The organism is Streptomyces smyrnaeus (assembly GCF_017676345.1).
GTDB lineage: Bacteria > Actinomycetota > Actinomycetes > Streptomycetales > Streptomycetaceae > Streptomyces > Streptomyces smyrnaeus.
Window position 1 is genome coordinate 270,496 of sequence record NZ_JAFFZM010000003.1, and the last position, 21,715, is coordinate 292,210.

17 protein-coding genes are annotated in these 21,715 nt (G+C 71.3%); 9 read left to right on the forward strand and 8 right to left on the reverse strand.

Features of this window, described 5'->3' with window-relative positions:
* Positions 1-55: 55 nt before the first annotated feature.
* The 4 genes from JW613_RS07330 to JW613_RS07345 form a co-directional block, all read right to left on the reverse strand.
* Positions 56-1,300 (reverse strand): branched-chain amino acid ABC transporter substrate-binding protein, encoded by a 1,245-nt coding sequence (locus tag JW613_RS07330; RefSeq protein ID WP_099879532.1) that lies wholly within the window; start codon positions 1,298-1,300, stop codon positions 56-58.
* A gap of 300 nt (positions 1,301-1,600) precedes the next feature.
* Positions 1,601-1,978, reverse strand: coding sequence for a hypothetical protein (locus tag JW613_RS07335; protein WP_209209874.1), 378 nt, complete (start codon positions 1,976-1,978; stop codon positions 1,601-1,603).
* 349 nt (positions 1,979-2,327) lie between these two features.
* Positions 2,328-2,783, reverse strand: coding sequence for a PaaI family thioesterase (locus JW613_RS07340; RefSeq protein WP_209209875.1), 456 nt, complete (start codon positions 2,781-2,783; stop codon positions 2,328-2,330).
* Positions 2,784-2,845: 62 nt separating this feature from the next.
* A complete protein-coding gene (locus JW613_RS07345; protein ID WP_209209876.1) occupies positions 2,846-5,128 on the reverse strand; it encodes an FdhF/YdeP family oxidoreductase in 2,283 nt (760 codons plus the stop codon).
* Positions 5,129-5,387: 259 nt separating this feature from the next.
* Between JW613_RS07345 and polA the strand changes: the two genes are divergently transcribed.
* The 4 genes from polA (at position 5,388) to pgfA (ending at position 11,436) form a co-directional block, all read left to right on the forward strand.
* Positions 5,388-8,054, forward strand: coding sequence for a DNA polymerase I (gene polA / locus JW613_RS07350; protein ID WP_209210003.1), 2,667 nt, complete (start codon positions 5,388-5,390; stop codon positions 8,052-8,054).
* Between the two features lie 239 nt (positions 8,055-8,293).
* Positions 8,294-10,000, forward strand: coding sequence for a lytic transglycosylase domain-containing protein (locus tag JW613_RS07355; RefSeq protein ID WP_209209877.1), 1,707 nt, complete (start codon positions 8,294-8,296; stop codon positions 9,998-10,000).
* Positions 10,001-10,231: 231 nt separating this feature from the next.
* A complete protein-coding gene (locus tag JW613_RS07360) occupies positions 10,232-10,366 on the forward strand; it encodes an SPW_0924 family protein (RefSeq protein ID WP_107488695.1) in 135 nt (44 codons plus the stop codon).
* 26 nt (positions 10,367-10,392) lie between these two features.
* The gene (gene pgfA, locus JW613_RS07365) at positions 10,393-11,436 is read left to right on the forward strand and encodes a cell envelope lipid trafficking protein PgfA (protein ID WP_209209878.1); all 1,044 of its coding nucleotides are present in this window, start codon (positions 10,393-10,395) and stop codon (positions 11,434-11,436) included.
* A gap of 1 nt (position 11,437) precedes the next feature.
* Here the strand turns inward: pgfA and hrpB are convergent, their stop codons facing one another.
* Together hrpB and JW613_RS07375 are read right to left on the reverse strand one after the other, a co-directional pair.
* Positions 11,438-13,948, reverse strand: a complete 2,511-nt coding sequence (hrpB, locus tag JW613_RS07370; RefSeq protein ID WP_209210004.1) for an ATP-dependent helicase HrpB — start codon at positions 13,946-13,948, stop codon at positions 11,438-11,440.
* Between the two features lie 78 nt (positions 13,949-14,026).
* The gene (locus JW613_RS07375) at positions 14,027-14,890 is read right to left on the reverse strand and encodes a class I SAM-dependent methyltransferase (protein WP_209209879.1); all 864 of its coding nucleotides are present in this window, start codon (positions 14,888-14,890) and stop codon (positions 14,027-14,029) included.
* Positions 14,891-15,255: 365 nt separating this feature from the next.
* On the opposite strand from JW613_RS07375, the gene rpsA reads away from it, so the two are divergent.
* The 4 genes from rpsA to JW613_RS07395 all read left to right on the forward strand — a co-directional run bounded on the left by rpsA (position 15,256) and on the right by JW613_RS07395 (position 19,225).
* Positions 15,256-16,788 carry a 30S ribosomal protein S1 gene (gene rpsA / locus JW613_RS07380; protein ID WP_209209880.1) on the forward strand — a complete coding sequence of 511 codons (1,533 nt, stop codon included), beginning with the start codon at positions 15,256-15,258 and terminating at the stop codon, positions 16,786-16,788.
* A 301-nt stretch (positions 16,789-17,089) separates the two neighbouring features.
* Positions 17,090-18,049 (forward strand): proteasome assembly chaperone family protein, encoded by a 960-nt coding sequence (locus JW613_RS07385; protein ID WP_209209881.1) that lies wholly within the window; start codon positions 17,090-17,092, stop codon positions 18,047-18,049.
* 38 nt (positions 18,050-18,087) lie between these two features.
* Positions 18,088-18,684, forward strand: coding sequence for a dephospho-CoA kinase (gene coaE / locus JW613_RS07390; RefSeq protein ID WP_209209882.1), 597 nt, complete (start codon positions 18,088-18,090; stop codon positions 18,682-18,684).
* 106 nt (positions 18,685-18,790) lie between these two features.
* A complete protein-coding gene (locus JW613_RS07395; RefSeq protein WP_099886391.1) occupies positions 18,791-19,225 on the forward strand; it encodes a tetratricopeptide repeat protein in 435 nt (144 codons plus the stop codon).
* A 71-nt stretch (positions 19,226-19,296) separates the two neighbouring features.
* On the opposite strand, the gene JW613_RS07400 is transcribed toward JW613_RS07395, so the two are convergent.
* Positions 19,297-19,848, reverse strand: coding sequence for a hypothetical protein (locus JW613_RS07400; protein WP_209209883.1), 552 nt, complete (start codon positions 19,846-19,848; stop codon positions 19,297-19,299).
* The gene (locus JW613_RS07405) at positions 19,848-21,188 is read right to left on the reverse strand and encodes an amidase (protein WP_307865821.1); all 1,341 of its coding nucleotides are present in this window, start codon (positions 21,186-21,188) and stop codon (positions 19,848-19,850) included. Before JW613_RS07405 ends, JW613_RS07400 begins: the two co-directional genes overlap by 1 nt.
* Positions 21,189-21,313: 125 nt before the next feature.
* Between JW613_RS07405 and JW613_RS07410 the strand changes: the two genes are divergently transcribed.
* The gene (locus tag JW613_RS07410) at positions 21,314-21,709 is read left to right on the forward strand and encodes a hypothetical protein (RefSeq protein WP_209209884.1); all 396 of its coding nucleotides are present in this window, start codon (positions 21,314-21,316) and stop codon (positions 21,707-21,709) included.
* Positions 21,710-21,715 lie beyond the last annotated feature (6 nt).

Consider the following 21,715-nt stretch of genomic DNA (forward strand, 5'->3'; position numbering starts at 1 on the left):
CGCGCTCGGCGCCCCCGCGCGGCCTTGAGGTGAAGGGCGGGGCGTGCGTGCCGGATCAGCCTTCTTCGAAGGTGCCGGTCTGCACGGGCTTGTGCTTGCCGCCCTTGACCTCGTAGACGGACAGCTGCTTGTTGGTGGTGTCGCCGTACTCGTCGAAGGCGACGTCACCGGTGACACCCTTGAACTTGACGTCCTGCATGGCCTCGGTGACCTGCTTGCGGGTGTCGTCGATGTTGTCGGGCAGCTTGCCGTCGTTCTTCTCCACGACGGCCTTGACCGCCTGGATGATCGCCCAGGTGCTGTCGTAGGAGTAGCCGCCGTAGGCCTCGTAGGGGAGCTTGTACCCGGCCGACTTGTAGTTCTCCATGAACGTCTTGGCGGTGTCGAGCGTCTCCAGCGGGGCGCCGACCGAGGTGGCCAGGTCGCCCTCGACGTTCTTCTTGCCGAGCTTGATGTACTCCTCGCTGTAGAGGGCGTCACCGCCGACGACCGGAGCCTTGGAGCCGGCCTTGGTGATCTGCGCGCTGAGCGGGGCGCCTGCGGGGTATTCGCCGCCGTAGTAGACGAAGTCGGCCTTGGACTTGGCGACCTTGGTGCCGACGGCGGAGAAGTCGCGGTCGTCGGGGTTGATGTGGTCGGTGCCCACGACCTTGCCGCCGAGCTTCTTGAACTCGTCGGAGAAGGTGCCGGCCAGTCCCGCGCCGTAGGTCTTCTTGTCGTCGATGATGTACGCCTTCTTCAACTTCCGCTTGTTGAACAGGTACTGGGCGGCGTACGGGCCCTGCACGGCGTCGGTGGTGGAGGTGCGGAAGTAGGTGTCGAACAGCCGCTTCTTGTCGCCCTTCTGCCAGTTGGGGCCCTGGCTGAGTTCGGGCGCCGTGTTGGCGGGGGAGACCTGCACCAGGTCGGCGTTGCCGAAGACCTTCTGCATGGACTGGCCGACGTGCGAGTTGAGGGGGCCGACGACGCCGACGACCTTGTCGTTGCCCACCAGCTTGGTGGCGTTCTGCTGACCGGTGCCCGCCTGGGCCTGGTCGTCCAGCGACTCCAGCTTGAAGGTGACGCCCTCGACCTCGTTGTTCTTGTTGGCCGTCTTGACGGCCAGGTCGCTGGAGTTCTTGATGCCCTGCCCGAGTGCGGACAGGTCGCCGGTGAGCGGGGCGTCGACGCCGATGACGACAGTGGTCTTCTCACCGCTGTCGCCGCCGCCGCTCTTGTCGTCGCGCGAGCCGCACGCTGACAGGGTGAGAGCCGACACCGTGACGGTGGTGGTGAGTATGAGCAAGGAACGGTGACGCACGATCAGTCCTTTCCCCAAGGCGCGGCCTCCAAGGAGTGGTGGCCGTATCGCGCGCCGGGCCGTACGGGTAGTACAGAACGGAGCTCGTCGTGCGCGCCCGGCGGCGCGGTGACTGGCGGTGACTCTATGGCCGCTGCCGTGCGGTCGGGCAGAGGTCGGATCCAGGATGTGACTCTCTTGTTATGACCGTCACGGAACCGGCAGCCCGGTGGTCGGCGCTCCTCAACGCACCCCGTATGACGGGGAGATGGCGGACGCGTTTCCCGCTCCGAAGCCGCAGTTGGGTCAACAGGTCGTCGATCAGGAGCGCGAAACGGGTCCGCATACCGTACGGAACACGCGGGTGAGTGCCCGGGCGTAGCGGTCCCCGGGGATGAAGCTGAGATCCTGCGACGCACGCGCGTTACGCAACGTGACGTCCAGGAAAGGGAGCCGTGCCCGCACCGGCAGGTCCCGGCAGGAGGTGACCCGCGCCGTCACCCGCACCCGCCTCGCCTGTCCGGGCCGTACCGTGACCGCCTGCGGCGGGGAGAGCTCCATCGTCAGCGCTTCGTACTGCTGGGTGACCCGCCGCACCAGCACAAGGTGCTTGGTGACTGCCCGCAACTCGATCCGGAATGAGCGCTTCTGGGCGTCGATGTCGAAGACACGCACGAAAGTGATCCGCGTGCTGTGCACCGGGTACGGCACCTTGTGCCGCGCCGCGGGAGCCGACCGGTCGGCTCGCAGTATCCAGACCGCCGCCCCGGCGAGAAGGGCACAGCAGACGAGGCCGACGATCAACCGCCGGACACCTCGGGAAAACCCGCCCCACCGCTCGGAGAGCCGGGGTTTGTCGGACCCGCCACTGAGAACGTCCCCCATACGGGGACGTTAGCGCGCCCGAGGTGGGTGGGGTATGCAAGAAAGGGGCGCGGGGAACTGCGTGCGCAACCACACTCGACCCGCAGCCCGCAGCCCGCAGCCCGCAGCCCGCAGCCCGCGGACAACGGGCAGGGGCACCCCGTCCCCGAACCCCGCAGCGGGCTTACGCGTCACGCAGCAGGCAGGTCAGGCGCGCGGAGCACACCCGCCGCCCCTCCTCATCGCTGATGACGATCTCGTAGCCGGCCGTCGTCCGCCCCCGGTGCACCGGCGTGGCCACGCCGGTCACCACCCCGGAGCGCGGGCCGCGGTGGTGGGTGCAGTTGAGGTCCACTCCCACGGCGGCCTTGCCGGGCCCGCCGTGCAGCATCGCGCCCACGGAACCCAGCGTCTCGGCGAGCACCGCGGAGGCCCCGCCGTGCAGCAGCCCGTACGGCTGGGTGTTGCCCTCGACCGGCAGGGTGCCGACCACCCGCTCGGGCGAGGCCTCAAGGATCTCCAGGCCCATCCGCTCGCCCAGCTTCCCGGCCGAGAACAGCGCGGGCAGGTCGACCCCCGACCCCTTCCACTGGTCCAGGACCTCCTGGGGGAACGTGGTGGTGGTCTGCTGCTCACCCATGTGCCGCTGCTCCGATCATGTGCTGTTCAACCGGCCGATCCGAGCTTAAGCCCGTTGAGCCGTCAGTCGGCTTCGGACGGAGTGAGCCTGATCACGATCGACTTGCTGGCGGGGGTGTTGCTCGTGTCCGCCGTCGCGTCGAGCGGGACCAGCACATTGGTCTCCGGGTAGTACGCGGCAGCGCACCCGCGCGCCGTCGGGTAGTGGACGACGCGGAACCCGCGCGCCACCCGCTCCCGGCCGTCGCTCCACTCGCTGGTGAGGTCGGCGTACGCCCCGTCCGCCAGCCCGTGGGCCGCCGCGTCCTCGGGGTGGACGAGCACCACCCGGCGGCCGTTCCTGATGCCCCGGTAGCGGTCGTCGAGCCCGTAGACGGTGGTGTTGTACTGGTCGTGGGAGCGCAGTGTCTGCAGCAGCAGCCGCCCCTGAGGAACCTGCGGGTACTCCACCGGCGCGGCCGTGAAGTTGGCCTTCCCCGTCGCGGTGGGGAAGCGCCGCTCGTCCCGCGGCGCGTGCGGCAGCGCGAACCCTCCGGGGCGGGCCACCTTGGCGTTGAAGTCCTCGAAGCCGGGCACCACACGTGCGATGCGGTCGCGGATCAGCCCGTAGTCGCCCTCGAACCGTGCCCATGGTGTGCTCGACGCCTCGCCCAGCACGGCCCGCGCCAGCCGGGCGACGATCGCGGGCTCGGACAGCAGCTGCTCACCGGCCGGCTCCAGCCGTCCCCGTGAGGCGTGCACCATGCCCATCGAGTCCTCGACGGTGACGAACTGGTCACCGCCGTGCTGGGTGTCGCGCTCGGTGCGGCCCAGCGTCGGCAGGATGAGCGCCCGTGCGCCCGTCACACAGTGCGAGCGGTTGAGCTTGGTGGACACGTGCACGGTCAACCGCGCCCGGCGCATCGCCGCCTCGGTCACCTGGGTGTCGGGCGAGGCGGCCACGAAGTTGCCGCCCATCGCGAAGAACACCTTCACCAGTCCGTCGCGCATCGCGCGGATGGCCCGTACGACGTCGTAGCCGTGTTCGCGCGGCGGGGCGAAGCCGAACTCCTTCTCCAGCGCGTCCAGGAAGGCGGGCGCGGGCCGCTCGAAGATGCCCATCGTGCGGTCGCCCTGCACATTGCTGTGGCCGCGCACCGGGCACACCCCGGCGCCGGGGCGGCCGATGTTCCCCCGCAGCAGCAGGAAGTTGACCACCTCGCGGATGGTGGGCACCGAGTGCTTGTGCTGGGTCAGCCCCATCGCCCAGCACACCACGGTGCGGCGGGAGGCCAGCACCAGCTCCAGGGCGCGCTCGATCTCGGCGCGCTCCAGGCCGGTCGCGGCCAGCGTCGCGTCCCAGTCGGTGGCGCGCGCGGTCTGCGCGAACTCCTCGAAACCGTGTGTGTGCTCCCGTACGAACTCCGTGTCGACGGCGCCGTCCCGCTCCAGGATCATGCGGTTCAGCGCCCGGAAGAGGGCCTGGTCGCCGCCGAGGCGGATCTGCAGGAACAGATCGGTCAGCGGGGTGCCGCCCGCGGCCAGCCCCTTGGCGGTCTGCGGGTTCTTGAACCGCTCCATCCCCGCTTCGGGCAGCGGGTTGACGGTGATGATCTTCGCGCCGGCCGCCTTGGCCTTCTCCAGCGCGGAGAGCATCCGCGGATGGTTGGTGCCCGGGTTCTGCCCGGCGACGATGATCAGGTCCGCCTTGTACAGGTCCTCCAGCAGCACACTGCCCTTGCCGACACCGAGCGTCTCGGTCAGTGCGGAGCCCGACGACTCGTGGCACATGTTCGAGCAGTCGGGCAGGTTGTTGGTACCGAATTCGCGGGCGAAGAGCTGGTAGAGGAACGCGGCCTCGTTGCTGGTGCGGCCCGAGGTGTAGAAGACCGCCTCGTCGGGTGAGGCAAGGGCGCGCAGTTCCTCGGCGATCAGGGCGAAGGCGTCGTCCCAGCTGATCGGCTCGTACCGCTCCCCGCCCTCGGGCAGATACATCGGCTCGGTCAGCCGTCCCTGCTGCCCCAGCCAGTACCCGGACCGCTGGGCCAGGTCGGTCACCGGATGCGCGGTGAAGAAGTCCCGGGTGACCCGGCGCGTGGTGGCCTCCTCGGCGACCGCCTTGGCCCCGTTCTCGCAGAACTCCGCGGTGTGCCGCTTGTCACCCTCCGGCCACGCGCACCCCGGACAGTCGAAGCCGTCCTTCTGGTTGACGCGCAGCAGCGTGAGCGCGGTCCGCTTCACCCCCATCTGCTGCCGTGCCATCCGCAGCGAGTGCCCTACGGCAGGCAACCCCGCCGCAGCTCGTGCGGGCGCCGCCACCCGGGGCGCGTCCTGGACCGGGTCATCCGAGGGAGCCTTCCGCTTCATAGCACCTGATGGTGCCACTGATCAGCGTCCGTGGGCAGCCCGCTCCCCGTGGATTTCGGGCGGGGTGGGCCAACGGACCGGGACGGCAGAACCCCGCCCACCGGGCCGGCATCCGGCGGCGGGACCTGAGCCACAACGCAAGCGTGCCCCGCCATTGTCGGACCCGCATGCGAGGATCGGGCACGTGGCTAAGAAGGCAGCACCGAAGACGGCACCAACAGCACCCTCTCAGCAGAGCGGCGAGGCGCAGCCCCGCCTGATGCTCATGGATGGGCATTCCCTGGCATACCGGGCATTCTTCGCGCTACCCGCGGAGAACTTCAACACGACCACGGGCCAGCCCACCAACGCCATCTACGGCTTCACGTCGATGCTGGCGAACACTCTGCGCGACGAGGCCCCCACCCACTTCGCCGTCGCCTTCGACGTCTCCCGCAAGACCTGGCGCTCCGAGCAGTTCGCGGAGTACAAGGCGAACAGATCCAAGAGCCCGGACGAGTTCAAGGGCCAGGTGGAGCTGATCGGCGAGCTGCTCGACGCGATGGGCGTCCGCCGCTACGCCATCGACGGCTACGAGGCGGACGATGTGATCGCCACGCTGGCCACCCAGGCCGAGGCCGAGGGCTTCAAGGTGTCGATCGTCACCGGTGACCGGGACACCTTCCAGCTCGTCAGCGACAACGTCACGGTGCTGTACCCGACCAAGGGCGTCTCCGAGCTGACCCGCTACACCCCCGAGAAGGTGCACGAGAAGTACGGGCTGTCCCCGCAGCAGTACCCGGACTTCGCGGCGCTGCGCGGTGACCCCTCGGACAACCTTCCCGGCATTCCCGGTGTGGGGGAGAAGACGGCCACCAAGTGGATCAACCAGTTCGGCTCCCTCGCCGAGCTGGCCGAGCGCGTCGACGAGGTCAAGGGCAAGGCGGGCGAGAACCTGCGCGCCCACCTGGAGTCCGTGCTGCTCAACCGCCGGCTGACCGAGCTGGTCCGCGACGTGGCGCTGCCGGACCGCCCCGAGGACCTGGTGCGCGCTCCCTACGACCGCGACGCGCTCGCCGTCATCCTGGACACCCTGGAGTTCCGCCACCAGAACTTCCGCGACCGCCTCTTCGCCGTGGACCCGGGCGCGGCGGCCCAGGCCGAGGAGCCCGCCTCGGCCGACGGTATCGAGGTGGACGGCACGGTGGCGCAGGCCGGCGAGCTCGCCCCCTGGCTGGAGCAGCACGGTGCCGCCCCGCTCGGGGTGGCCACCGTCGATGTGTGGAAGCAGGGCAGCGGCAGCGTCAGCGAGATCGCGCTGGCCACCGGCGCGGGCCCGGCCGTCTGGTTCGACCCGGCCGAGCTGACCGAGGCGGAGGAGCGGGCGTTCGCCGCCTGGCTGGCCGACGCCGACCGCTCCAAGGCCATGCACGACGCGAAGGCGCTGATGCGGGTCTTCGCCGACCACGGATGGCAGGTGGCCGGCGTCTGGATGGACACCGCGCTGGCCGCCTATCTGGACAAGCCGGGCCGCCGCTCCTTCGCGCTGGACGCGCTGTCCGTGGAGTATCTGGGCCGCGAGCTGGGCCCCACGGCCGAGGCCGACGGCCAGCTGGCGCTGGGGGTGGACGAACAGGCCGAGGCGCAAGCCCTCATGATCAAGGCGCGGACCATCCTCGATCTGGGGGGCGCCTTCGAGGAGCGCCTGGAGCAGGTGGGGGCCGCCGATCTGCTGCGCGAGCTGGAGCTGCCGACCTCCGAGGTGCTCTCCCGGATGGAGCGTGCCGGTATCTGCGCGGACCGCGAGTGGTTCACGAGGCTGGAGCAGCAGTTCGCCGACGCGGTGCAGCAGGCGGTCGGCGAGGCGCACGCCTCGGTGGGCCACGAGTTCAATCTGGGCTCGCCCAAGCAGCTCCAGGAGGTCCTCTTCGGCGAGCTGGGCCTGCCCAAGACGAAGAAGACGAAGACGGGCTACACGACGGACGCGGACGCGCTGGCCTGGCTGGCGGCCCAGACCGAGCACGAACTGCCGGTGATCATGCTGCGCTACCGCGAGCAGCAGAAGCTGCGCACCACGGTCGAGGGGCTGATCAAGACCATCGCCCCGGACGGGCGTATCCACACCACGTTCAACCAGACGGTCGCCGCCACCGGCCGGCTCTCCTCCACGGACCCGAATCTGCAGAACATCCCGATCCGCACGGACGAGGGCCGCGCGATCCGCCGCGGTTTCCGCGTCGGTGAGGGTTACGAGTCGCTGATGACGGCCGACTACAGCCAGATCGAACTGCGGGTGATGGCGCACCTGTCTCAGGACGAGGGCCTGATCGAGGCGTTCACCTCCGGTGAGGATCTGCACACCACGGTCGCGGCGCAGGTCTTCAGCGTCGAGAAGACGGCCGTCGACGCGGAGATGCGCCGCAAGATCAAGGCGATGTCCTACGGACTGGCGTACGGGCTCTCGGCCTTCGGGCTCTCGCAGCAACTGGGGATCACCCCCGACGAGGCGCGCAAGCTGATGGACACCTACTTCGAGCGCTTCGGCGGAGTGCGGGACTATCTGCACCGCACGGTCGAGGAGGCCCGTGCCACCGGCTACACCCACACGATCATGGGCCGCCGCCGCTATCTGCCCGACCTCACCAGTGACCACCGGCAGCGCCGCGAGATGGCCGAGCGGATGGCGCTGAACGCGCCGATCCAGGGCACCGCCGCCGATATCGTCAAGGTCGCCATGCTCAAGGTCGACGCGGCGCTGCGGGCGGCCGGACTGCGCTCCCGGATGCTGCTCCAGGTGCACGACGAGATCGTGCTGGAGATCGCGCCGGGGGAGCGGGAGCAGGCCGAGAAGCTGGTCCGCTCCGAGATGTCCACGGCCGTCTCGCTGCGGGCGCCGCTGGATGTGTCGGTAGGTGTCGGTCTGGACTGGGAGTCGGCGGCACACTGAGAGCCGCGAGGGGACGCGCCCCCGGCCGAGGGCACACCGGGGGCACCCGAGGGCGCTTCGGCGCCCCGGCGGGCGTCGCTTCGCGGATGTTGGGGACACCACGGGGCAAACTCCGCGAAAACCGGCCGGGAAAGCGGGTCAGAGGCGCCATAAGTGGCCGGAGGCCGCTGACTTGGGGCCTGACTCTGCCGTAAGGTCGCGGTGATTGCGTCCGAAGGGGAGAGGACGGGGACTGACCTATGGCGCGAAACCGGGGCAGGCACGCCGCACAGCGGGCGGCCACCACAGCGACGGGACACCGGCGTCGCGGCGGGCTTCGCAGCACCAGATACCGCAGGGGTCTGGGTGGTACAGCGATCGCGGCCGTCGTCATGGCGGCGCTGACCGCCTCCCAGGCACCCGGTGTGGAACTCGGTGGCGACCACGACGATGGCCGGTCGGGTGCCGCGAGCGACCGCACGCCCGGTGACGACAGCTACGAGACGGAGCTGCCCCCGCTGGAGTCCCCGCACCCGCCCGGCGCCTCCGAGCCCGGCGCGGGTGGCGAGTCCGGCATACCGGCCTCCGTGCTGGCCGCTTACAAGAAGGCCGCCAAGTCGCTCGCCTCCCGAACGCCCGGCTGCGGGCTGCGCTGGGAGCTCCTCGCGGGCATCGGCAAGGTCGAGTCGGGTCATGCCCGCGGCGGCGCCGTCGACAAGGAGGGCACGACGCTGCGTCCCATCCTGGGTCCGGTGCTCAACGGCCAGGGTTTCGCGAACATCAAGGACACCGACGGCGGCCGGTGGGACAGCGACGCCGACTACGACCGCGCGGTCGGCCCCATGCAGTTCATCCCCTCCACCTGGGACCGGTGGGGTGCCGACGGCAACGGCGACGGCCGCAAGGACCCCAACAACGTCCACGACGCCGCGCTCGCCGCCGGCGACTATCTGTGCGCGGGGGGCCGTGATCTGTCCACCGGTGCCGATCTGGACCGGGCGATCCTCAGCTACAACAACTCCAGCGACTATCTGCGCACCGTGCTGGCCTGGTACGAGTTCTACCGCAAGGGCACCCATGCGGTACCGGACCGCGACCTTTCGGTGCTGCCCACCGCTCCCGGCCTAGGCGAGTCCGGTGGCGGCCCGGACAAGGGCTCGCCGGAGCGCGGCGGCAAGCGGCCCGGCAAGGGCGGTGGCTCCCACGACAAGCCGAACAAGCCGAACAAGCCGAACAGGCCCGGCAACGGAGGCGGTAACAACGAGGGCGGCGGGGGCCACGACGAGCCCAGCCCCGAGCCGACGAAGCCGCACACCATCAAGCGGGTCGGCGCCGAGAACCTCACCGCGGTCGCGGGCGAGAAGTTCGCGGCGCGCCCCGCGGTCAAGGTCGTGACCTCCAAGGGCAAGGCCGTCAAGGGCGTCAAGGTCCGCTTCGACATCAGCGGCAAGACGGAGGCGACGTTCCAGGGCGGCGGCAAGAGCGAGACCGTCAGCACGAATGCCGACGGCGTCGCAACGGCACCGGTGCTCAGTGCGGGCGGCAAGACCGGCTCTTTCACCGTCAACGCGACGGTCCCCGGCAAGGACCTGGGCAAGGTCGGCTTCACGGCCTCGGTCACCGCACCGCAGGCCGACACGCTGGCCCGTACCAGCGATGTCGTGCTGGAGGCCGCCAAGAACGCGAAGTTCGCCCAGGCCGTGGAGGTCAAGGCCACCCGCAAGGGCAAGGCCGTCGCGAACACCACGCTGACGGCGACGTTCGGCCAGGACGCCAAGGCCGGTCCGTACTTCGGCAAGAATGAGCAGGGCGAACCGATCCGCAGCCTTACGGATCTGAAGACGGACGCCAACGGTGTCGTCAAGCTGCCCGACCTGTTCGCCGACGACCAGCCCGGCACCTACACCCTGACGCTGACGGCCGACGGCGGCGTCACTCTCAAGGTGAAGCTCACCATCAAGGGCTGAGCGCGACGACCCTCCACCGCCCCCGGTGCCACGCACCGGGGGCGGTCTGCTGCGCGGGGCCTGGCCCGGCCCTTTCCCGGCCCGGAACCGTGATGCACGGTTCCCATCCCACGCGGGCGTTGCTACGGTGCGATCCGCGGAATTGACGGGGCGTCAGCTCACAAGTCGGTAACCGGCAACCGGTCGGCCACCACGGACCAGCCGGCTACCAAGAAGGGGTGAAGCCAGCGCATGCGAGCTCTCATCGCCGCCGGGATCGGACTGGCCGCCGCACTCGCGCTCGTCTTCGCGATCACCGCGATCGGCGCCCCTCCCGGGGAGACGTCGAAGAAGCCGCTGCACACCACCGTCCCCGACCGCCCCTAGCCGCCCGGCAACAGGCAGGAGGCAGCATGCGCAGGAGAGCGAGCCTGATCCTCCTCGCCCTCGCGGTGTTCTTCGCCGCGCTCTCGCCCCTCATCCGCTGGTACGCCTTCCCCCGCCTGGCGAAGATCCCGCCCAGCCAGTACCAGGACATGGTCCTGGAGGCGAAGAACGCCACCCTGCTCGACTACGCCACCATGAAGTCGAAGAAGGTGCCCAAGGTCAGCATCGTGCAGACCCTCAAGGGCAATGTGGCGGCGGCGAAGAAGGTCAAGGACCGCACGGGCCGCGACGTCGTCGTCTGGGACACCCTCAGCCATGTGGCCGACCACAAGGGCAAGATGGTCTCGCAGATCCCCGAACGGTACGTCTTCGACGCCCACTCCCAGGAACCCGTGCACGCGGGCGGCGAACACGTGGACGGCGACCCGGTCCGCCGCCAGGGCATCGAGTACAAGTGGCCGTTCCTCACCGAGAAGCGCGACTACGAGTACTTCGACTTCCAGACCCGCACCTCGGCCCCCATCCACTACAAGGGCACCCGTACCGTTCACGGCCTGGAGACCTACTACTTCGAGCAGACCATTCCCTGGACGAAGGTGAAGGTCCCCAAGAAGCTGCCGCTGGGGGCCACCCCCGAGACCGTCGAGCAGCTCGGCCTGGAGCGCTGGTACACCACCAAGCGGATGTTCTGGGTCGAGCCGACCACCGGCGCCCCGGTGGACGGTCAGGAGATCCACAAGGAGGAGATGCGCTGGACGGACAAGCCCGGCAAGAAGCCGCTCACCGCCTTCGCCGGGCATGTGAAGATGCGCCCGGACTACCAGGAGGCGACGGTGGAGATGGTCGCCTCCCAGCGGCAGCTCGTCCTGACGATGACCACTTATCTGCCCTGGGGCTTCCTCGTGCTGGGGGGTCTCCTGCTGGCCGGCTCCCTCGCCCTGGAGGCCCGCGCCGCGGCCGCGCCCCGTAAGGGGCGCGGGGAACTGCGCGACCAGCTACACCAGAGCCGCAGCCTGCAAGCGTCGAGCGGGGGCAGCCCGTCGCCAGACCACGGGAGGGCGAAGTCCTAGGTCAGCCCCGCCCTCGGGAGGCCCTGGTGCGCCGGGTGGGCTCCGCGGTGGCGGGGTCCTCCGGCCACGGATGTTTGGGGTACCGCCCCCGCAGCTCGGCCCGCACACTGCGATAGCCCGCCGACCAGAAGGACGCCAGATCGGCGGTCACGGCGGCAGGGCGCCCGGCGGGGGAGAGCAGATGGACGAGCAGCGGCACCCGCCCGTCCGCCACCCGCGGCGTCTCCCGCGCCCCGAACATCTCCTGGAGCTTGACGGCCAGCACCGGCTGCTCCGGCGCGTAGTCGACCCGGATCCGTGACCCGGACGGCACCTCGATCCGCTCCGGCGCCAGCTCGTCCAGGCGCGCCGCCTCACCGGATGCCCACGGCAGCATCCCCGACAGCACACGGGAGGCGTCGATTCGGGCGAGGTCGGCCCGGGACCGCACCTGCTCCAGCCACTCCTCGGCCCGCTCCAGCAGCGCCTCGTCCCCGACGTCCGGCCAGGGCGCACCCAGCGTCCGGTGCAGGAAGCCGAGCCGCTGCCGCAGCGCCACCGCACTGTCCGACCATCGCAGCAGCCCGGTTCCGTGCTGCCGAAGCCCCTCCAGTGCGGCCTTGCGCAGCGATTCGCGCGGCGGGTCGGGCAGGGGGCGCGCCGACAACCGCACGGCGCCCAGGAACTCCACCTGGCGCGCCACCACATCACCGCGCTCGCCCGGTGCGCCCTGCGCACCCTGCTCGGGGTCCCAGCGCACCTCGTCACGTACGTCGTACAGGGCTCCCGCCGCTGCGAACGCCGTCCGGGCGTCGATCGACGCCGCCAGCCGCACCCGGGCGGAGGCAGCGCCCACCGGCCGGTCCGCGACCGCGACGGCCAGCCATCGGGTGCCGCGCAGCGGGCTGTCCTGGGACAGCTCGGCGCGGGTGCCGCCGACCATCAGATACGACGTCCCGTCGCGCATCCGCGCCACGCGCTCCGGCTGGGCGAGCGCGACCACCGTGCCGACGCCCTGCTCGTCGGTCAGCCCGTCCGGCCGCGCCGTCTGCTCACCCAGCAGCGAGCGCAGCCGCCGCACTTCCGCCGCCCAGCGCGCCCCGTAGGCCTCCTCCCGCGGGGCCGCGCGGGCCCGCCGCAGCGCCTCGGCCGCGTCGTCCCCGTAGGCGCGCGGCGGCTCCTCGCTCAGCAGCGCCACCGCCTCGCACGCCAGTTCGCTGCCGACTGCCGTGGCGCCGTCCAGCAGGGCCCGGGCGAGCCGGGGGTGCACACCCAGGCGGGCCATCCGTCCACCCCGCCCGGTCACCCGGCCCGCCTCGTCCAGGGCACCGATCGCGCGCAGCGTCCGCCGCGCCGCGCTCATCGCACCCGGCGGCGGTGCGTCCAGCAGGGCGAGCTGTGCCGCCTCCGGGTCGCCCCAGCCGGCGGCCTGCAGGGCGAACGCCGTCAGATCGGCCACCGCGATCTCGGGGGACGGCTCCCTGGGTCGTCCGGTCTCCTCGGCCTCCGCCCAGCACGCGTACGCCACGCCCGGTGCCTCGCGCCCCGCTCTGCCGCGCCGCTGCTCGGCCGCCGCCCGGGAGACCCGCACCGTTGTGAGGGAGCCGAGACCGCGTGCGTGGTCCGTTCGCGGCTCCCGGGCCAGCCCGGCGTCCACCACCACCCGCACTCCCGGCACCGTCAGACTCGACTCGGCCACCGCCGTCGAGAGGATCACCCGCCGCTCGCCGTCCGCGCCGCCGCTCAGCACGTCGTCCTGCATCCGGGCCGGTGCCCGCCCGTGCAGCGGCAGCACGCGGGCCGCCACGCCGGACAGCAGTCCCGCCACCCGGGTGATCTCGCCGAAACCGGGCAGAAAGCAGAGCACATCGCCCTTGGGCACGGCCGCCAGCGCCTGCCGGACGGTCGCCGCCACATGGCGCAGCAGGGCGGGATCGACCCACATGCCGTGCGGTGGCCGCACCCCGGCGGGCGGCGGCGCGTACCGCACCTCGACCGGGTGGCTCGTCCCCCGTCCGTGTACAACCTGTGCCGACAGCAGCCGCGCCCACGCCGCGCTGTCCTGGGTCGCCGAGGCGGCTATCAGCTGCAGGTCCGGGCGGAGCGTGGCCCGTACGTCCAGCAGGAAGGCGAGCGCCGTGTCGGCGTCCAGATGACGCTCGTGGCACTCGTCCATCAGGACGACGTCCACACCGGACAGCTCCTGGTCGCGCTGGAGGCGTTGCAGCAGTACGCCTGTGGTGACGACCTCCACGCGGGTATGGGCGCCGACGCGGCGCTCGCCGCGCACCGTGAAGCCGACGCTCCCGCCCGGCTGCTCGCCCAGCAGCCACGCCATCCGGCGCGCCGCCGACCGCGCCGCCATCCGGCGCGGCTCGGCCACCAGGACGGTGCGTGCGGGTGCGCCGTCGGACAACAGCCCGGCCAGGGCGAGCGGGAGCAGCGTCGTCTTTCCGGTGCCCGGCGGAGCGTGCACGACGGCTGCCCCGCAGACGGTGAGGGCCTCCCGCAGCCGGGGCAGGGCCTCGGCCATGGGAAGCCGGTTCAGCTGGTCGTCGCGGCGCACCGGGATCCTCCCCGTCGGCTGCTCATATGCGCGTGCACAGGCTGCTCACGCGCGCGTGCACACGAAGATGGCGGTTCCCGGCACCAGCCGCCCGCGCAGCGGGGACCAGCCGCCCCACACCTGCTGGTTCCACTCGGGCCACTCCGGTTCGACGAGGTCGTCGAGCCGGAAACCGGCGCCCACCAGCTCCCGCACCCGGTCCCCCAGCGTGCGGTGGTGCTCCACGTACACCGTCCGCCCCTCGGTGTCCTGCTCCACGTACGGCGTGCGGTCGAAGTAGGAGGCGAGGACGGACAGCCCCTCGGGTCCCGGCTCGTCCGCCAGGGACCACCGCAGCGGATGGGTCAGCGAGAAGACCCACCGGCCGCCGGGCCGCAGCACCCGTGCCACCTCGGCGAAGACGCGCTGCGGATCGGCCACGAACGGGATCGCCCCGTACGCCGAACAAGCGAGGTCGAAGGAGCCGTCCGCGAAGGGCAGCGCCCGCGCGTCCGCCTCGACCAGCGGAAACCCCGGCTCGCCGCCCTGCCCGTCGCCGATCCGCAGCGCGTGCTGGAGCTGCCGGTGGGAGAGGTCGAGCGCGACGGGCCTCGCGCCCTGTGCGGCCAGCCATCGGGAGCACTGGGCGGCTCCGGCGCCCACCTCCAGCACGTTCAGGCCGCGCAGCTGCTGCGCCGGGCCCAGCAGACCGGCCGTGCTCTCGTCCAGGCCCTCCGGGCCCCAGACGAAGCGGGCGTCGCCGAGGAAGTCGCCGTGGTCGTTCTGGTACTCGTCCGCGTTGCTGTCCCACCAGCCGCGGCTGGCCCGGCTGCTCTCCCGGCCCCCGGCCGGCCGCCGCACGGCCTCGCCGTCATGATCACCCTGTGTCAGGGGCTGGACACCCCTGTTGCCCTCGTGCTTTTGTTCCATTGCGCCAGTAGCCGTACCCTCGGTTGGCCGTGCTCACGGTCGGCGGCCTCGGTGGACGCCGTGGGAGTGCCGCGGCTGAGGGCCATCTGGCCGAGTGCAGCGGCGAGTTGTGCCGGAAATGGGGTGTTGCATCCCAGGTGTGCTCTTTCGCGCATTGACCATGCCCAGCAGCCCCCGTATGCTACAAGTTGCGCTGCGGGCCTGCGTGCCTCGGACGGAGCAGGCCGCGCTCGCATCGGCTGTATGTCCCCTCGGGTTTCCGGCTTTCCAGGCTGTCCGGCTGAGACTTGCATGTGGTGCGATCAAAGGGTCCTCGGCGTAGCAGTACCTACGACTTCATGTCCGTACCGGAGACCCTTTCCCACATGACGAGCAGCACCGAGACTTCCGCCACCACCCCGCAGGTTGCGGTCAACGACATCGGTTCCGAGGAAGCCTTCCTCGCCGCGATCGACGAGACGATCAAGTACTTCAACGACGGCGACATCGTCGACGGCGTCATCGTGAAGGTCGACCGGGACGAGGTCCTGCTCGACATCGGTTACAAGACCGAAGGTGTCATCCCTTCCCGAGAGCTGTCGATCAAGCACGACGTCGACCCGAACGAGGTCGTCGCCGTCGGTGACGAGATCGAGGCCCTCGTCCTCCAGAAGGAGGACAAGGAGGGACGCCTGATCCTCTCGAAGAAGCGCGCCCAGTACGAGCGTGCCTGGGGCACCATCGAGAAGATCAAGGAAGAAGACGGCATCGTCACCGGTACCGTCATCGAGGTCGTCAAGGGCGGCCTCATCCTCGACATCGGCCTGCGCGGCTTCCTCCCGGCCTCCCTGGTCGAGATGCGCCGTGTCCGCGACCTCCAGCCGTACGTCGGCAAGGAGCTCGAAGCCAAGATCATCGAGCTCGACAAGAACCGCAACAACGTGGTCCTCTCCCGCCGCGCCTGGCTGGAGCAGACCCAGAGCGAGGTCCGCCAGACCTTCCTCACCACCCTCCAGAAGGGCCAGGTGCGCTCCGGCGTCGTCTCCTCCATCGTCAACTTCGGTGCCTTCGTGGACCTGGGTGGCGTCGACGGTCTGGTGCACGTCTCCGAGCTGTCCTGGAAGCACATCGACCACCCCTCCGAGGTCGTCGAGGTCGGCCAGGAGGTCACGGTCGAGGTCCTGGACGTCGACATGGACCGCGAGCGCGTTTCCCTGTCGCTCAAGGCGACCCAGGAAGACCCGTGGCAGCAGTTCGCCCGGACCCACCAGATCGGCCAGGTCGTTCCCGGCAAGGTCACCAAGCTGGTGCCGTTCGGTGCGTTCGTCCGCGTCGACGAGGGCATCGAGGGCCTGGTCCACATCTCCGAGCTGGCCGAGCGCCACGTGGAGATCCCGGAGCAGGTCGTCCAGGTCAACGACGAGATCTTCGTCAAGGTCATCGACATCGACCTGGAGCGCCGCCGCATCAGCCTCTCGCTGAAGCAGGCCAACGAGTCCTTCGGTGCGGACCCGACCGCGGTCGAGTTCGACCCGACGCTCTACGGCATGGCCGCGTCCTACGACGACCAGGGCAACTACATCTACCCCGAGGGCTTCGACCCGGAGGCCAACGACTGGCTGCCGGGTTACGAGAAGCAGCGCGAGGAGTGGGAGCGCCAGTACGCCGAGGCGCAGGCGCGCTTCGAGCAGCACCAGGCGCAGGTCATCAAGTCCCGCGAGGCCGACGAGCAGGCCGCGGCCGAGGGTGCGACCGGCGGCAGCGCCGGCGCCTCGCAGGGCGGCGGCGGTGGTGGCGGCGGCCAGGGCGGTGGCGGCGGCTCCTACTCGTCCGAGGGTTCGGAAGAGGACTCGGGGGCCCTGGCCTCCGACGAGGCGCTCGCCGCGCTCCGCGAGAAGCTGGCCGGTGGCCAGAGCTGACAGCTCGCACGGCGCAAGCCGGAACGAGGCCCGCATCCCTCAGGGGTGCGGGCCTCGCCCCTTTTCCGGAGGCTGCTGCCCCGCGCCGGGTGCGTGCCTTTCCCCGCGCCGCGTGCCTTTCCCTGCCGCGGCTCGCCCTCGCCTCCTGCGCCGCCCTCTTCCGGCCCCAGCCCTTCTCCCTCCCTCCCTCCCTCCCTCTCCTGCGGGCCTCACCTTCCTTCCGCGTGGCGCTGGCGTACCGGGAGGGAATGCCGTATGGGGCAGTGGCGTTGGGAGAGGTATGGCACACAAGCGGGAAGCTATGTACGCGTGGGATCAGGCCGGACTCGACGCAGTGGACGCGATCGTCGGGGAGCCGGACAGTGCCGGGCTCGTGATGCTGTACCACTTCGAGGGCTTCATGGACGCCGGTGACACCGGTGACCAGATCGTGGAGCGGCTGCTGGACAGCCAGCCGTACATCACCGTGGCCCGCTTCGATGTCGACCGCCTGCTCGACTACCGCGCGCGCCGCCCGATGATGACGTTCCGCCGGGACCGCTGGGTGGCCTATGAGACACCCCGGCTGGAGCTGCGGCTGTTGCGGGACGCGACGGACGCGCCGTTCCTGCTGCTGTCCGGCCCGGAGCCGGACAACGAGTGGGAGGGCTTCACGGCGGCGGTCTGCGAGATCGTGGACCGGGTGCGTGCCCGGCTGTCGGTCACGTTCCACGGCATCCCCATGGGTGTCCCCCACACGCGCCCCGTGGGTCTCACCCCGCACGGCAACCGCACCGATCTGGTGCCGGGCCAGGGGTCCGTCTTCGACGAGGCGCAGGTCCCCGGGAGCGCGGCGGCGCTGACCGAGCTGCGGCTGGCGGAGAGTGGTCACGACGTACTCGGCGTCGTCGCCCATGTGCCGCACTACATCGCACGCTCCACCTATCCGGACGCCGCACTGGTCGTCACCGAGGCGATCACGTCCGCGACCGGCCTGGTCCTCCCTGAGGTGGCGCACGGGCTGCGTACGGAGGCGCTGCGGACGCAGAACGAGATCGAGCGGCAGCTGGCGGAGGGGGACGAGGAACTGGTGTCGGTCGTCCGCGGCCTTGAACAGCAGTACGACGCGGTGGCGGGCGCCGAGACGCGCGGCAACCTGGTGGCCGAGCCGGCCGAGCTGCCCTCCGCCGAGGAGCTGGGCGCCGTCTTCGAACAGTTCCTCGCCGACCGGGAGAGCCAGCAGGGCCCCGGCCCCGACGGCGACCGCGGGCAACAGGACTGAACGCGGGGCCCGCGCGGGCACCGTATACCGTGTGCCGCATGGTGAAGGTGGGTCTGACGGGCGGGATCGGCGCGGGCAAGAGCGAGGTGTCGCGGCTGTTCGCCGAGTGCGGAGCGGTCATCGTCGACGCCGACCGGATCGCACGGGAGGTCGTGGAACCGGGGACCCCGGGTCTGGCGGCGGTCGTCGCCGAGTTCGGCGAGGAGGTACTGGCGCCGGACGGCAGCCTGGACCGGCCGCGTCTGGGCTCCCTCGTCTTCGCCGACCCCGACCGGCTGGCCGCCCTGAACGCGATCGTCCACCCGCTGGTGGGGGAGCGCTCCGCCGAGTTGGAGCGGGCGGCACGGCAGGCCGACGAGGCCGCGGTCGTCATCCACGATGTGCCGCTGCTGGTGGAGAACGGACTCGCTCCGCTGTACGACAAGGTCGTCGTCGTGGACGCCGCGCCCGAGACCCAGCTCGACCGGTTGGTGCGGCTGCGCGGTATGACGCACCAGGACGCACGTGCCCGGATGGCGGCGCAGGCGAGCCGCGCCCAGCGGCTGGCGGTCGCGGACCATGTGATCGACAACGACGGGCCGCTGGCGGAACTGGCTCCCCGGGTGCGCCGGGTCTGGGAAGAGCTGCACGGCTGACGGGCGGCAGTTCCGGCGGCGGAATCCGTTCGCCCCGCCCGTGCGCGGGGCATATGCTCCCCAGCCTCCGGCCGGGGACGCCCAGGGAATGGTCATGGGCAGCTCGATGTTGTGCCGGGGCGAGAGCCGAAGGAAGGGCAGTGTTGTGACGAGCCCCGAGACGAACCTCATCCAGTTCCGAGCGGCGGAGCAGCTGCTGGCAGCGCGCGACCCGCGCGGAGCGGTCGACCTTCTGGACAATGTGATCGAAGAGCACCCCGAGCACCGGGGCGCTCGTCTGCTGCGCGCCCGCGCGTACTTTCTCCAAGCCCGCCTCCACTCGGCCGAGCAGGAGTTCGAGTGGGTGTTGGAGCGCGAGCCCGACAACGCGTACGCCCACTTCGCGCTGGCCCGCACACTGCAGCGGGCCGCCCGGGACGACGAGGCGCGGGCCCACTTCAAGCTCGCCGCCGCGCTCAACCCGCGGCCGGACTTCGTGGAGGCCGCGGGGTTCGACAGCTTCGAGCCGCCGCAGTCCGGTACGACGGATCTCGGCAACTGAGCGACGGGCCACCCGGCAGTCGGGCAGCGGAGGCCTGCCTCGCACCGCCCGGCGGGGCCGCGTGCGCCTCGTCACCGCGGCTGGGCCTGCTCCCGAGCCCAGCGGGCGAGCGTGGCGAAGTCGTCCTCGCGCAGCCCGAACCGGGGATCCACATGGTGGAGGAGGGCCGGCCCGGGGTGATGGGCGCCGACGAACCGGCGCTCCCTCGCCGTCAGCGCGTCGTCCACCCACGCGAAGGGCCGCCCGGCCGCCCACTCCACCACGTGCCGGGTCTTGAACAGCAGTCCGTCCAGCTCCGGCACGATCTTCTCGGGCCACTCGACCACCGGCAGCCGCGGCAGCCCCAGCAGCGGTCCGATGTACTCGTTGGCCTCGGCGGCCCAGGTCGTCGCCCAGACGAGGTCATAGCCCAGCCCCAGCAGCCGCTTCCCGTGCGCGGCGTTCAGCCGCACGCGCAGTGGCCGTACATCCCGTCCCGCCGCCTCCCGTCGTGCCGCATAGCTGGGTGGCAGCATCCGGTGCGTGCGGTAGCCGCGTGGGCGGCGTGGCCAACGCGCCGCGAACGGGTTGAGCGGACCGTCGACGTCCAGCATGAGCAGCGGCCGTCGCGTCTCCTCGGTCATCAGTACGCCCCCGCCCCTGTCGTTCCGGCTGCGCGTGTCGTTTCAGCTGCGCCTGTCGATTCAGCTGTCGCTTTCGCTTCGACTGCCGCTGTCGTCTCGGCTGCTGCCGCGACGGCCAGGAGGTCGGCCTCCCGGCCGGGCGGTGCCACGAGTTGCAGACCGACCGGCTGACCGGCGGCCGTCCGCCCGGCGGGGATGCTGATCGCCGGGTGCCCGGTGATATTGAACGCCCAGGTGAGGGCCACGCTCATGAGCTCTCCCGGTCCGTCGTGACCGTGCGGCGGGTTGGGGGTGGTGGGGGTGGCGAGCAGCTCCGCCTCGGCGAAGAGACGGTCCACTCCCGCAGTGAGGGCCGCGACGGTGGTGGCGACCGGCCGGTGGTGTACCGCGCCGTGGAGGTCGGCGCGAAGGGCCTGCCAGCAGTCGCCCGGATCCGGCAACCGGACGGTCGCGGAGTGCGGGGCGACGATCCCGGCCCGGGCCAGGCCGGTCAGGAACGCACGCGCTGCGGCGGCGACGGACGGCTGTGTGTCCGCGAAACCCAGCGTCGCGGACCACACCGTTCGCAGCGGCCGTGCCGGCGGTACGGGTGGTGCCGGTGCTGCGGGTGCCGCCGGTGCCCCCGGTGGCGGCAGGGCGGCGGTTCCGGTGAGTGCGCAGAGGTAGGCGGCCGCGTCGGCCGCCGTACGCGCCAGCGGTCCTGGCACGCTCCGCCGGGCGCGGTAGGCGGGGCGCCCCGGCAGGGGCAGCAACCCGCCGGTCGGTTTCAAGCCCACCACGGCGCACCAGGCGGCCGGAATCCGCACGGATCCCGCACCGTCGCTTCCGGTGGCGAGCGGCACCATCCCCGCCGCGACAGCCGCTGCCGACCCGGCGGACGAGCCGCCGGGACTCCGGTCGGGGTCATGGGGATTGCGGGTGGGGCCGCGGTCGGTGGCGCCCCAGGTCTGCCACCGGGTGCCCGCACCGGGTGTCGCGGTGGCGCCCACCGGTACGCAGCCTGCCGCCATCAGTCGGCTCACATGCCGCGACGAGAGGGAACGGGTGCCCTTGACCGCGAGCGGCACCCCGGCGAGCGGCAGCCGGTCGCCCGCCCGGACGGATCGGTCGACGGCCGCAGCCTGCTCCAGCGCCTGTACGGTCCACACCTGGGTGAACGCCCGTATCGGCTCGTCCACTTCGGCGATCCGTGCCAGCGCCGTCCGCACCACCTCGCGGGCGGTCAGCCTGCCCGCGCCGACCTCGGCGGCGATCTGTGCGGCGGACATACCGCCGTACGCGGCGCTGCCGGTCCCACCGGACTCCGACGCGGTCTGCGCGGCCACGCTGTGCGTGTTCACCCCGTCCACCCCCGCCCTCCCGTCCGCCCGCAGCATCCCGTCCATGCCCGCCCCGGGGGCAGGGGGAAACGGTACAACCCGGTGCGGTCTGGCGGGGTCGCACCGGGCGATCTACCGTGTGCCGTATGGACGTTGCCGCCGCACTCACTCTCGCCGGTACCGCTGCCGCAGCCGCCACCGGCGGTGCCGCAAGCGCGGCCGGCCAGTCCGCCTGGGAGTCCCTGCTGTCGCTCGTCCGACGGGTGGGCGGCAGGCGGGCCGACGGCGAGCTCCAGGACGGCCGGCTGACGGCCGTCGATCCGGCCGACGGCGAGCAGGTGCGGGCCCTGACCGGCTGGCTCGGCGAGCAGGCACGGGCCGATGAGGAGTTCGCGGCGCTGCTGTGCGGATGGGCCGAACGGCACGCCCCGGTGCTGCGAGCCGAACACTCCGAGGTCCACAACACCGTGTCGGGCTCCGCGCACATCAACGGCACCGTCGTCCAGGCCCGTGACATCAACGGCGGTATCAACCTGGGCTGACCAGCG

What these genes read in the sequence shown, in the direction of transcription:
- JW613_RS07355 (WP_209209877.1), top strand. Translation starts at nt 8,294, where the DNA reads ATGGCGCGAAACCGGGGCAGGCACGCCGCACAGCGGGCGGCCACCACA.
- JW613_RS07360 (WP_107488695.1), top strand. Translation starts at nt 10,232, where the DNA reads ATGCGAGCTCTCATCGCCGCCGGGATCGGACTGGCCGCCGCACTCGCG.
- hrpB (WP_209210004.1), bottom strand. Translation starts at nt 13,948, where the DNA reads ATGGCCGAGGCCCTGCCCCGGCTGCGGGAGGCCCTCACCGTCTGCGGG.
- JW613_RS07395 (WP_099886391.1), top strand. Translation starts at nt 18,791, where the DNA reads ATGTTGTGCCGGGGCGAGAGCCGAAGGAAGGGCAGTGTTGTGACGAGC.
- JW613_RS07340 (WP_209209875.1), bottom strand. Translation starts at nt 2,783, where the DNA reads ATGGGTGAGCAGCAGACCACCACCACGTTCCCCCAGGAGGTCCTGGAC.
- JW613_RS07400 (WP_209209883.1), bottom strand. Translation starts at nt 19,848, where the DNA reads ATGACCGAGGAGACGCGACGGCCGCTGCTCATGCTGGACGTCGACGGT.
- rpsA (WP_209209880.1), top strand. Translation starts at nt 15,256, where the DNA reads ATGACGAGCAGCACCGAGACTTCCGCCACCACCCCGCAGGTTGCGGTC.
- coaE (WP_209209882.1), top strand. Translation starts at nt 18,088, where the DNA reads ATGGTGAAGGTGGGTCTGACGGGCGGGATCGGCGCGGGCAAGAGCGAG.
- JW613_RS07375 (WP_209209879.1), bottom strand. Translation starts at nt 14,890, where the DNA reads ATGGAACAAAAGCACGAGGGCAACAGGGGTGTCCAGCCCCTGACACAG.
- polA (WP_209210003.1), top strand. Translation starts at nt 5,388, where the DNA reads ATGCTCATGGATGGGCATTCCCTGGCATACCGGGCATTCTTCGCGCTA.
- pgfA (WP_209209878.1), top strand. Translation starts at nt 10,393, where the DNA reads ATGCGCAGGAGAGCGAGCCTGATCCTCCTCGCCCTCGCGGTGTTCTTC.
- JW613_RS07385 (WP_209209881.1), top strand. Translation starts at nt 17,090, where the DNA reads ATGTACGCGTGGGATCAGGCCGGACTCGACGCAGTGGACGCGATCGTC.
- JW613_RS07345 (WP_209209876.1), bottom strand. Translation starts at nt 5,128, where the DNA reads ATGAAGCGGAAGGCTCCCTCGGATGACCCGGTCCAGGACGCGCCCCGG.
- JW613_RS07410 (WP_209209884.1), top strand. Translation starts at nt 21,314, where the DNA reads ATGGACGTTGCCGCCGCACTCACTCTCGCCGGTACCGCTGCCGCAGCC.